This window comes from Polaromonas sp., from assembly GCF_018780625.1.
GTDB lineage: Bacteria > Pseudomonadota > Gammaproteobacteria > Burkholderiales > Burkholderiaceae_C > Polaromonas.
The window spans coordinates 17,038-28,435 of sequence record NZ_JADMJK010000014.1 but is presented as its reverse complement, the minus strand read 5'-3'; the positions used below and the strand labels follow the sequence as shown (position 1 = coordinate 28,435).

Annotated in this window: 12 protein-coding genes and 1 pseudogene; 7 read left to right on the top strand and 6 right to left on the bottom strand. The window is 64.3% G+C overall.

Annotated features, from left to right (window positions below):
- From IV091_RS01295 to IV091_RS01280, 4 genes and pseudogenes are all read right to left on the bottom strand, one after another.
- Positions 1-132 (bottom strand): annotated as a pseudogene (locus tag IV091_RS01295) (pirin family protein); the annotation flags it as partial.
- A gap of 95 nt (positions 133-227) precedes the next feature.
- Complete coding sequence (locus IV091_RS01290) at positions 228-782, bottom strand: flavodoxin family protein (RefSeq protein WP_293464171.1); 555 nt, start codon at positions 780-782, stop codon at positions 228-230.
- 34 nt (positions 783-816) lie between these two features.
- Positions 817-1,227 (bottom strand): DoxX family protein, encoded by a 411-nt coding sequence (locus tag IV091_RS01285; RefSeq protein WP_293464170.1) that lies wholly within the window; start codon positions 1,225-1,227, stop codon positions 817-819.
- Between the two features lie 57 nt (positions 1,228-1,284).
- The gene (locus IV091_RS01280; protein WP_293464169.1) at positions 1,285-1,986 is read right to left on the bottom strand and encodes a pirin family protein; all 702 of its coding nucleotides are present in this window, start codon (positions 1,984-1,986) and stop codon (positions 1,285-1,287) included.
- Positions 1,987-2,099: 113 nt separating this feature from the next.
- Between IV091_RS01280 and IV091_RS01275 the strand changes: the two genes are divergently transcribed.
- The 5 genes from IV091_RS01275 (at position 2,100) to IV091_RS01255 (ending at position 7,049) form a co-directional block, all read left to right on the top strand.
- A complete protein-coding gene (locus IV091_RS01275; protein ID WP_293464168.1) occupies positions 2,100-3,047 on the top strand; it encodes a LysR family transcriptional regulator in 948 nt (315 codons plus the stop codon).
- A 179-nt stretch (positions 3,048-3,226) separates the two neighbouring features.
- Positions 3,227-4,312, top strand: a complete 1,086-nt coding sequence (locus IV091_RS01270) for an FAD-dependent oxidoreductase (RefSeq protein WP_293464167.1) — start codon at positions 3,227-3,229, stop codon at positions 4,310-4,312.
- Between the two features lie 12 nt (positions 4,313-4,324).
- Positions 4,325-5,275, top strand: coding sequence for a tRNA glutamyl-Q(34) synthetase GluQRS (gene gluQRS / locus IV091_RS01265; protein ID WP_293464166.1), 951 nt, complete (start codon positions 4,325-4,327; stop codon positions 5,273-5,275).
- A 52-nt stretch (positions 5,276-5,327) separates the two neighbouring features.
- Positions 5,328-6,128: a tRNA (guanosine(46)-N7)-methyltransferase TrmB gene (trmB, locus tag IV091_RS01260; protein WP_293464165.1), complete on the top strand. Its 801-nt coding sequence runs from the start codon at positions 5,328-5,330 to the stop codon at positions 6,126-6,128.
- Between the two features lie 15 nt (positions 6,129-6,143).
- Positions 6,144-7,049, top strand: a complete 906-nt coding sequence (locus IV091_RS01255; RefSeq protein ID WP_293464164.1) for an RluA family pseudouridine synthase — start codon at positions 6,144-6,146, stop codon at positions 7,047-7,049.
- A 33-nt stretch (positions 7,050-7,082) separates the two neighbouring features.
- Here IV091_RS01255 and IV091_RS01250 read toward each other — a convergent pair whose 3' ends face one another.
- Entirely contained in the window at positions 7,083-8,210 is a 1,128-nt protein-coding gene (locus tag IV091_RS01250; protein ID WP_293464163.1) for a transglutaminase family protein, read from the bottom strand.
- 266 nt (positions 8,211-8,476) lie between these two features.
- On the opposite strand from IV091_RS01250, the gene IV091_RS01245 reads away from it, so the two are divergent.
- Positions 8,477-9,877, top strand: a complete 1,401-nt coding sequence (locus IV091_RS01245; RefSeq protein WP_293464162.1) for an ethanolamine ammonia-lyase subunit EutB — start codon at positions 8,477-8,479, stop codon at positions 9,875-9,877.
- A gap of 6 nt (positions 9,878-9,883) precedes the next feature.
- Positions 9,884-10,720 carry an ethanolamine ammonia-lyase subunit EutC gene (eutC, locus tag IV091_RS01240; protein ID WP_293464161.1) on the top strand — a complete coding sequence of 279 codons (837 nt, stop codon included), beginning with the start codon at positions 9,884-9,886 and terminating at the stop codon, positions 10,718-10,720.
- On the opposite strand, the gene IV091_RS01235 is transcribed toward eutC, so the two are convergent.
- A complete protein-coding gene (locus IV091_RS01235) occupies positions 10,712-11,254 on the bottom strand; it encodes a TlpA disulfide reductase family protein (RefSeq protein WP_293464160.1) in 543 nt (180 codons plus the stop codon). The genes eutC and IV091_RS01235 overlap by 9 nt on opposite strands.
- Positions 11,255-11,398 lie beyond the last annotated feature (144 nt).

The following is an 11,398-nucleotide window of genomic DNA, read 5'->3' as shown; positions in this document are numbered from 1 at the left end:
GAGCGGGCCAAAATGGTCAAAGAACACAAACGGGCCCACCGACTGCCGCGCCGCCGCTGGCAACAGACGGCTCACCATGAAGCCGCCCCCCAGGTCTTTCTCATGCCCCGTCAGCTTGATTACTATGCGCATGACAGCCGCTCCAGTTTGGTGGTGATTTCAATGGTCATGAGGGCTTCCTTCGTAAAAGTCGATCAGACATGATGCCATTGAAGAGCACTATGGTGCTAGCGCCGGAACCGGCTCGCCACCTCTGCAACCCGCTCGCCGAAACTGCGTGCAGTCTCCAGGTCACCCGGCGCCATTTCGCCCGCACCGGCATCCGACGGCGACTGGGCCATGGCGCCGCTGTAGGAGCCCAGGTAGTTGGCATCGCTGCGCTGCGCGGCCCTGGTGTTGCTGGGCAGGACGCCCTGGCTGACCCAGAGTCCGCCGTGCTGCATGGCCAGGGTAAAGAGGTAGGTCAGCGTGGACAGCTTGTCGCCGTTGAGCGCGGCACTGTTGGTGAAGCCCGCAAACAGCTTGTCTTTCCAGGCTTGGGTGTACCAGGGCTTGGACGACGCGTCGGCAAACTTCTTGAACTGCCAGCTAACGCTGCCCATGTAGGTGGGCGAGCCCATGATGATGGCGTCAGCAGCCGCCAGCGTGTCCCAGCCGCCCTCGGGCAAATTGCCATCGGCGTCAATCGCCACCAGTTCAGCGTCGGCACCTTCGGCAACGGCTTGCGCCATGCGCAGCGTGTGGCCGTACCCGGAGTGAAAAACAACGGCTACTTTGCTCATGCCCGGTCTCCTTGCGTTGGGAAAACGGGTTTGCTCAGGCGTTGCGCTTGGCGTCCAGGCTCCAGGCGCCGGCACCGTGTGCGGCCAGCACCAGCAAACCGCCCACCACCGCAATGTTCTTGAAGAACATCAACTTCTGCATCATGGCCTGTTCAGCTGGCATGCCCCAGTAGTTGTGAAAGAAGAAGCTGGCCGCCAGTGTGAACAACGCCAGCGCCAGCGCGGCAAAGCGGGTGCCGAATCCGGCGATCAGGGCCAGCGCACCACCGACTTCCACCACGATGGCAATCGCGGCGCCAAGCTCGGGCAGGGGCAGCCCCTTGGAGCCGATGTAGCCCACAGCGCCCGCAAAGCCGCCAATTTTGCCAATGCCCGCCGGCAGAAACAACAGGGCCATCAGCAGGCGGCCGATCAGTGCCAGGGGGTTTTGGAGCGCTGTAAACATGAGAAATCCTTTGAGGTTAAAAAACAAAGATGGGTAAAAAACTGAAAGACTAAAAAATCAGGGTGTCAGGTCAAACACCAGCACTTCGGCCTGCTGGCCGCCTGCCAGCACGATCTGCGGCTCGGCTTCGAGCAACAGCGCATCACCGCCATGCAGCAGGTGGCCATTCACGGACAGCGCACCACGCACCAGATGCACATAGCTTTTTCGCCCTGGGCGCAGGGTCAGCGTGGCCGTTTCGGTGCCGTTGAACAGACCGGCGTACATATTCGCGTCCGCATGGATCGTGACCGACCCCTCTGCACCGTCGGGTGACGCCACCAGCCGCAGCCCGCCCCGCTTTTCAGCGTCAGGAAAGGTTTTTTGCTCGTAGCTGGGCGCAATGCCGCGCACGTTCGGTTCAATCCAGATCTGCAAAAAGTGCGTGGTCTGCCCCTCGGCATGGTTGAATTCGCTGTGCTGCACGCCGGTGCCGGCGCTCATGCGCTGCACGTCGCCAGGCGGAATTCCCTTCACGTTGCCCATGCTGTCTTTGTGGGCCAACTCGCCGCTGAGCACATAGCTGATGATTTCCATGTCCTTGTGGCTGTGCGTGCCAAAACCCCGGCCCGCCGCCACCCGGTCCTCATTGATGACGCGCAGGTTGCCAAAGCCCATGTGCGCCGGATCGTAGTAGCCCGCGAATGAAAAGGAATGAAACGACTTGAGCCAGCCGTGATCGGCGTAGCCACGTTCACCGGACAATCTGGGGGTCATCATGGGAAGGTCCTTTCAGCGTTGGTTGCAAGTACTTTACTGTAGACGCATGCAGGGCCCTGGGCATTGCACTTATTTGATGGCATCATTCAATTTATTTGAATGAAAATTCGCCAATGATCAACAAAAAGCTGCGCAGCGCGTTCACGCCCGAGACCATTGAGTTGATTGAGGCCGTGCATCGCAACGGCAGCATGGCGGCCGCTGCGCGCGAACTGGGCGTGGTACCCAGCGCCCTGACCTACCGCATTCGCCAGGTCGAGGACGCGCTGGATGTGCTGCTGTTTGACCGTTCCTCACGCCAGGCCAGACTGACCGAAGCGGGCAAGGAACTGCTGCGCGAAGGCACACGTTTGCTGGTGGAACTGGATGCCATGGCCAATCGGGTCAAGCGCGTGGCGACAGGCTGGGAACCCCAGTTGACGCTGGCCGTTGACAGCGTGATCTCGCGCACCACGCTGATGGAGTTGTGCGAGGCATTTTTTGCGCTTGAACCGCCCACGCGCCTGCGGATTCGTGAGGAGGCGCTGTCGGGCACGCTGGAGGCCTTGACGTCAGGCCAGGCCGACCTGGCGATTGGTGTCGCACTGGATCCAGCCTTGAACAAATCGGTGCAAAGCAAGCCGCTGGGCAGCCTCCACTTCATTTACGCCGTGGCGCCGCACCACCCGCTGGCCGATGCCCCCGAACCGGTCACGGATGCCATGCTGATGCCCCACCGCGCCGTGGCCGTGGCCGACTCGGTGCAACGGGGCAGCGGCGTGACAGTGGGTCTGCTGGGGGGCCAGGACATCTTTACCGTGCCCGGCATGCAAGAGAAACTGGACGCCCAGCTGCGCGGCCTGGGCGGTGGTTTTTTGCCCGAATACCTGGCGCGCCCGCACATTGCCGCTGGCCGGCTGGTGCAAAAGCGGATGGAGCGCGCCGTGCGCCAGATTCCCATGAGCTACGCCTGGCGCCGCACAGGTGGTGGCCGCGAAGGACGCGCCCTGAACTGGTGGCTGCAGCAACTGGACACTCCAGGCACCCGAAAAGCGCTGCTGGAGCGAGAACACGCGCTGTAAAAATCCGGTTTTCTGCAACGCCGCCTCCGCCTGCGTGTAGAGTGCGTTTATGGCTTTTGTTTATGACGAAATTGTGACGCAGCCCGATGATGGAAAAATTCAGACATACGCTCCAGGTCAAGCAGCCCTAATTTCCGCCCCATGTACCCGTTTCATCAACCCAGAAAAAGTACAAAGACATGACTCCAAAATCCCGCCCCGCTTCTTCCAAAAAATCAAAACCTCCCGCACCGCGCCGCATTGCCGTGGTGGGCGCCGGCATTGCCGGCATTGCCTGTGCCCGCACGCTGGCGCAGGCCGGCCATCAGGTTACGGTGTTTGAAAAAAGCCGGGGGGCCGGCGGACGCATGTCCACGCGCGACACCGAATTTGGCAGCTTTGACCACGGCACCCAGTACTTCACCGTCCGCGACGCGCGCTTTGAAAAAGCACTGGCCAGCTCCCCGGGCCTGATTCGGCCCTGGAGCGCCAGCACGGTCCGGATTCTGGACGCGCTGGGCCGTGTCGTGGCGTCTGCGCTGCCACCCAAAGAAGCCCACTGGGTTGCCACGCCAGGCATGAACGCCCTGGTGCGGCACTGGGCCCAACCGCTTGATGACGCCGGGCAACTGCTGGTGCAAACGCAGGTCACGCGCATCGAACCCGACGCGCTGCACCCGGAGCGCTGGCAACTGCAAACCGAAGGCGAAGGTGCAAGCAGCCATGTGCATTCGGGTTTTGACACGGTGGTGCTGGCGGTTCCCGCCGAGCAAGCGCATGCCTTGCTGGTGTCGTCGCAGCAGAGCCCCGCCCTGACGGCGCAAATTGCCCCCGTCAATGTGGCGCCTTGCTGGACCCTGATGCTGGCGTTTCCGCAGGTGCCCCAGCCCACGCTGCCGCTCCTGGGCCCCCACTGGAATGCCGCGCGTAGCACCCACCACCGCATCGCATGGCTGGCGCGTGAGTCGTCCAAACCCGGGCGCAGCCAGATCGAGCGCTGGACCGTTCAGGCCAGCCCCGAGTGGTCAGAGCGCCACCTGGAGGACGACGCCGAGCGCGTCAAGGCCAAGCTGATCAAGGCATTTTCCGAGGTGACGGGCATACGCGCCGAGCCGCCTTACGCCGAGGTGCACCGCTGGCGCTTTGCCCAGACCACCGAGCCGCTGGGCAAGTCCCATGCCTGGGACGCCAGCGCCCGCATTGGCGCCTGCGGCGACTGGTGCCTGGGCCACCGGGCTGAAGACGGCTTTTTGTCGGGCCTGGAAATGGCGCTGGCCATTATTTAAAGGAAAGCCGAGTTGGGAAAGCGGCTGTATAGAGGCCGGTTTGCGCCTTCCCCCACGGGTCCGCTGCACGCGGGCTCGCTGGTCGCCGCACTGGCCAGCTGGCTTGATGCCCGGGCGCACGGCGGCCAGTGGCTGCTTCGCATTGAAGACGTGGACTTGCCGCGCTGCGTGCCCGGCGCCGCTGACACCATTGTTGCCCAGCTGAGCGCCTGCGGCCTGCAGCCCGACGAGCCGCCGGTGTACCAGTCGCAGCGCGGCGCGCTTTACCAGGCCGCACTGGATCAATTGATTAGCGCAGGTTTGGCCTACCCTTGCAGCTGCACCCGACAGGACATTGCCCTGGCGCTGGCCAGCGCCGGCCACGCCAAGGAACGCCACGGCGAGCTGATCTACCCCGGCACCTGCCGCCAAGACCTGAACGGAAAGCCCGCGCGGGCCTGGCGATTCTCCACTTCAAAATATGCACAAAATAGCCCGGTAGCCCAATCAATACGGCTACAAAGCGCTATTGATTCAGCAGCAGATTCAGAACCTTCCGAACTGGTCTGGCACGACCGCCGGCTGGGCGCCCAGGCGCAAGACGTCAGCCGTGAAGTGGGCGACTTTGTGCTCAGGCGGGCGGACGGCTTGTGGGCTTACCAGCTCGCGGTGGTGGTCGACGATGCCGCCCAGGGCATCACGGATATCGTGCGCGGCGAGGACCTGGCCGACAACACCGCGCGGCAAATCCTGCTGCAGCGCGCCTTGGGCCTGCCAACACCGCGCTACCTGCACACGCCGCTGGTGCTGGGCGCCAACGGCGAAAAGCTGTCCAAGCAGAACGGCGCCAGGGCGCTGGACCTGTCCGACCCGCTGGCCGCGCTGAACCAGGCCGCTGCCGTACTGGGCCTGGCGCCGCAGCCCAAGCCCTTGCCCGACGCGCTCGCCAACTGGGTAGCGCAGTGGGCGGCCAAAGTCACCTGAAAATCAAGCGCTGACCATGGGTGCCTAAAATGACAACACTTTTCGCAACCGCATGCCCATCGCCAACCTAGCCGTGACCGACACCCCTACCTCCCCCGCTCCCCCCGCCTCCTTGGCCCCGGCCGACATTGCCCACCCCAAAACCATCCGGAGCTTTGTGCGCCGGGCCGGGCGCACCACCAGCGCCCAGACCCGGGCGTTTGCCGACCTGGGGCCGCAGTTTTTACTGCCCTACCAGCCCGGCGCTCTTGATTTTGTAGCTGCCTTTTCAGCACCATCAGGGGATACGGCCTTAAATGGCGCGCAAAAGCAACCCGCAACACACCCGGTGGTACTGGAAATCGGCTTTGGCATGGGCGAAGCCACCGCTCACATTGCCGCGCTGATGCCGCACACCCATTTCCTGTGCTGCGAAGTCCACACGCCGGGCGTGGGCGCGCTGCTCAAGCGGATTGACGAGCAAGGCCTTACCAATATTCGCATCGTGCAGCACGATGCGGTCGAGGTGATTGACCACATGCTGCCGCTGGCCAGCCTGGATGGCGCGCATATCTTCTTTCCGGACCCGTGGCACAAAAAGAAGCACAACAAGCGCCGGCTGATCCAGTCGCCGCTGATTGCCAAACTGGCGGCCCGCCTCAAGCCCGGCGGCTACCTGCACTGCGCCACCGACTGGCAGCCCTATGCCGAGCAGATCCTGGAAGTGCTGGGCGCCGAGCCGCTGCTGAAAAACACCGCCGAGGGCAACGACGGTTATGCCGCCAAGCCTGCCTACCGGCCGCTGACCAAGTTTGAAAACCGGGGCATCAAGCTGGGCCACGGCGTCTGGGATCTGGTGTTCGAGCGTGTGTAAGCGCGGCCAACAGGCGTGAGCAAGCCGCCCCTGCCCAAGTTTGCAACGCGCGACGGCGTCAGCCCCAGCTGCGTCGGCCTGCCGGCCGGCGACTGGCCCACCATCACTGATTTTTTAGTGCAGCGGTTTCCGGCGATTGCGCGGGACGTGTGGCTGGACCGCATGCAGCACGGTCTGGTAGTGGATGAGTTGGGCGAAGCGGTGACGCCCGAGCGCAAGTACCAGGGCCACCTGCGCGTGTACTACTACCGCGCGCTGCCCACCGAGCCCCGCATTCCGTTTGAAGCCACCGTGCTGTTCCAGGACGCGCACCTGGTGGTGGCCGACAAGCCACATTTTCTGCCCGTCACGCCGTCGGGCCACTACCTGCAGGAAACGCTGCTGGTGCGACTCAAAAACCAGCTGGGACTGGACAGCCTGGTGCCAATTCACCGGATCGACCGCGAAACGGCCGGCCTGGTGCTGTTTTCAGTCAACCCGGCCGAGCGTGATGCCTACCAGGCGCTGTTCAGGCAGCGCGACGTCACCAAGCATTACGAAGCGATTGCGCCGTGGCGCGAAGACCTGGGCTTTCCGCTTACGCGAAAAAGCCGCATCGTGCAGGGCGAGCCTTTTTTTCGGCAGGCCGAAGCGCCCGGCGAGCCCAACAGCGAAACCCATGTCAGCGTGCTGCAGGTCAGTGGCCAGCAGGCGCGCTACGCCCTGAGCCCGGTCAGCGGCAAAAAGCACCAGCTGCGTGTGCACATGCTGGGGCTGGGCATTCCGATTTTGAATGACCGGATTTACCCGCCCGTGGTCCCGACGCCTGAAGACGACTACGCCCAGCCGCTGCAGTTGCTGGCAAAGTCGATTGCCTTTACCGACCCGCTCACGGGGCAGGCCCGGAAATACGAAAGCCGCTTGCGCCTGTTGCTGGCATGAAGCGGCTTTGGGATGGTTCAATAAGGCTTACGCTTACGCGTTGATTTCTTTCGCCGTGATCTGGTACTTGAAGTCATCCGGCGCATACGAGTCAAAGCGCCCGGCGGCGTTTTCACCCACGGGGTACATGAAGAAACCGAGCTTGTCGCCCTTTGCGTGGGGCAGCGTGACATCGTGCGCGGTGTTGTAGGCCATCCAGTTGCCTTCCCAGCCGCCGAACAGCGCCTTGTTCACGGGGGCGACCACCGGATTCGTGGTGTTCTTGATCCATTCAGGGGTTTCCAGGCGCATGACCTTGGCCACGTCGGCCGGGTCCATCGCCACCCAGCCGTAACCCGTGAGGTAGACCTCGGCCCGGCAATGCTGCGCGCCCTTGAGGCTGGCGGGGTTGCCCGACAGCTCCTTGTAGCCAAAGGCCGAGGGCACCAGCCGGATGCCGTAGACGTCGCGCGCGGGCACGCCCACCGAGCGGCACAGGCCGACAAACAGCGCGTTCAGGTCGGCGCACTTGCCGCCCAGGTTGCCGGTCTCCAGCATGGTCTTGATGTCGCCTTCGCCGCAGCCGCGCACCTTGGGTTCGCGGTGGGTGTTGCTGACGATCCAGTCGTAGAGCTTCCTGGCCTTTTCCACGTCGGTCCTGGCGCCCTGGGTTGCGGCCAGCGCCGTCTTGCGCACAATGCCGTCGGTCGGCAGCAGCGCCGTGGGGCGGGTGAAATAACGCAGCGTGTCGGCGCTTTCAGCCGCAGCGGCTTTTTTCGACCAGTCGATGGCGCGGTTTTGCGTCTGCACCCGGCTGGTCAGCACGGCATGCGGCTGCGCCTGGCTGGCGGGAAATTCCACGTACAGCATCTTGGCGCCGTCCCGGCCGTCCTGCATCAGCTTGGCCGTGCCGTTGGTTGAAAAGCTGTTTTCCAGCGAACGCTGGTAGTCGGTGTTGACCGACGGAATCGGCAGCCAGAGTCTGGTCACGCCGTCGGCCTCGGCGACGTCAACGCGGGTGGTGACCTCGAAGGTGCGCCAGGCACCGGACTGGGGCGCAAAGTGGCTGCGCGCAGGCGCCGGTGTTTGTGCAAAATTAATAGCAGGCAGCGCAGCAGTGATAGCGGCTACCGCCGTATTTTTCACAAAACAACGGCGGGCAATGGCGTGAACGGTGGTCATGAAGAGAACTCCGGATAGGTGGTGAAACGGGCGCAATCGGCGTAGGTAAAGGTACCCCGAACTGGCTCTGGCGAACGCAGGCATTGCTGGTTCAGCCCCCTGATTATCGCCACAGGGCCGACCGCGCGGGCGCAGAGACTCCGACGGGCAGCCGACCTGCAGGCCGCCCGCGCCAATCGGCCGCTCTATTTCCCTGAGAAGTAGCCACCACCGTGCCATCGCGATCACAATGAATGGACAGGCACCCGATACCCCAAAAAAATGCTGTGAAAAACCATCCGTACACCCACACCGCCGGCACCCGGACCTACGGTTTTCGCGACCTGAAGGATCTGATGGCCAAGGCCACGCCGGCGCGCTCGGGCGACCTGCTGGCCGGTGTCGCGGCAGAAAGCGCCGAAGAGCGCGCCGTGGCGCAAATGACGCTGGCGGCGGTGCCATTGGACACTTTTTTGAACGAAGCCCTGGTACCGTATGAAACAGACGAGATCACCCGGCTGATCGTTGACAGCCACGACGCGGCCGCCTTTGCGCCGGTCAGCCACCTCACGGTGGGCGACTTTCGCAACTGGCTGCTCGGCGACGAGGTGGACGGCGCCGCGCTGGCCGCCCTGGCGCCCGGCATCACGCCCGAAATGGCGGCGGCCGTGAGCAAGATCATGCGCAACCAGGACCTGATTCTGGTCGCCAAAAAATGCCAGGTGGTCACGCGCTTTCGCAACACCATCGGCCTGGCGGGCCGAATGTCCACCCGCCTGCAGCCCAACCATCCGACCGACGACCCCAGTGGCATTGCCGCCAGCCTGCTCGACGGCCTGCTGTACGGCAGCGGCGACGCCGTGATCGGCATCAACCCGGCCACCGACAACGTGGCGCAGATCGGCACGCTCGTCACCATGATGGCGGAGATCATCGATCAGTACGGGATTCCGACCCAATCCTGCGTGCTGACCCATGTCACCAACACGCTGCAGGCCATCGAACGCGGCGCGCCGGTGGACCTGGTGTTCCAGTCGATTGGCGGCACCGAGGCCACCAACCGCAGCTTTGGCGTGGGTCTTGATTTGCTGGCCGAAGCCCACAGCGCGGCGCTGTCCCTGAAGCGCGGCACCGTGGGCGACAACGTGATGTATTTCGAGACCGGCCAGGGCAGCGCCCTGTCGGCCCAGGCCCACCACGGGATCGACCAGCAGACCTGCGAAGCGCGCGCCTACGCTGTGGCGCGCCACTTCAAGCCCCTGCTGGTCAACACCGTGGTCGGTTTCATCGGCCCCGAATACCTGTTTGACGGCAAGCAGATCATCCGTGCCGGGCTGGAAGACCATTTTTGCGCCAAGCTGCTCGGGCTGCCGATGGGCTGCGATGTCTGCTACACCAACCACGCCGAGGCTGACCAGAACGACATGGACGTGCTGCTGACGCTACTGGGCGTGGCAGGCTGCAGCTTTGTCATGGGCATTCCGGGCTCGGACGACATCATGCTGAACTACCAGACCACGTCTTTCCACGATGCGCTGTATGCCCGACGGGTGCTGGGCCTGCGGCCCGCGCCGGAGTTTGAAGCCTGGCTGCAAACCATGCAGATTTTCACTGGCGCTGGCGATGCGTTCCGGCTCCATCCGGCGCTGCCCCCGGCTTTCCAAACCGCCCTGCGCCGCCTGCCCTGAGCCGCCATGCACCCACCCAAGTCCCCCGTCGTCGCCAACCCCTGGACCGCGCTGCGCCAGTTCACCGACGCCCGCATTGCGCTGGGCCGCGCTGGCGTGAGCCTGCCCACCGCCGCCCATCTGGCGTTTCAGCTTGACCATGCGCGGGCGCGTGATGCCGTCCACCTGGCGCTGGACGTGCCCCGGCTGGCGCAGGCCCTGAACACCGCGCTGGATAGGCCCAGCGCGCCCTGCGTCACGCTGCACAGCGCGGCGGCGAACCGCACTGTCTATCTGCAGCGGCCCGACCTTGGGCGCCGGCTGGACGGCGCGTCGGTCCGGACACTGAACGCCTTACGCGCTGTGCCGCAAAAATCCTCGCCCCGCCCCTACGACCTGGCGTTCGTGGTGATCGATGGCCTGTCGGCCCTGGCCATTACGCAAAACGCGGTTCCCTTTCTGGCGGGCCTGCAGCACCGCATCGCGGCCGAAAACTGGTCCGTGGCGCCGGTGTGCATTGCCGCGCAGGGGCGGGTCGCCTTGGGCGACGAGGTCGGCGAACTGCTGGGCGCCAAGGCGGTGGTAGTGCTGATTGGCGAGCGGCCAGGCCTGAGTTCGCCCGACAGCATGGGCTTGTACCTGACCTGGATGCCGCGCGTGGGGCTGCTCGATGCCAGCCGCAACTGCATTTCCAATGTGCGCCCGGCGGGCCTGAGCCTGGACGAGGCTGCCTGCAAGCTGCACTTCCTGCTGGCACAGGCGCACCAGCGACAGTTGTCGGGCGTTTCGCTCAAGGACGAAACCGGCGACGGGCCCGGCCGGCCCGACCGGATCAAGGCGTCGCAGCCGACCTTTTTACTTTAGCAAGGGCTGCAGCAGCTTTTCAGCCGCGCGGCCGCTCCAGTCCACCTCGCCCCGCACGCGCTGCCGGGGCTGGCCACGGTGGTCCAGCAACAAGGTGGTGGGGAACACGTTGACGCCCCACTGGCGGGCAGCGCGGCCGTCGGTATCCAGCAGCACGGGCAGCGTCAGGCCGGTAGCGGTCGCAAACTTCAGCGCACGGGCGGCCGGCTCCTTGAAGTTGATCGCCAGCACCAGCAGCTTGTCGGAGCCATAAAATTCGGCCACCTGCTGCAGCGTGGGCATTTCAGCGCGGCACGGCGGACACCAGGTGGCCCAAAAATTCAGCAGAACGGCACGGCCGCGCAGATCGGCCGGGCGCCAGGTTTTTCCGTTGATGTCGACCAGGCTGAAGTCAGACAACGGCCCCGCCCAGGGGGTCACCTCAAAGCCCGGCGGGTTCAGCGCTTCTATGGCCAGTGCCGGCAAAGCCGCCACGCTGGCAGCGGCCATGGCGCCCTGGAGAAAGCTGCGGCGGGTGAAAAATGGATCGGACATGGTCACAAAAAAGGGAAAATGGGGGGAACGACCGTCAAGGTTAGCAAAATCCGGCCATGGGCGGGCGCGCAAGGGTTTGCGCCGCTCTTGCCCGGAACATTCAAAGCCGGCACACCGGCCCTGACACACCTGACACAACGCGAT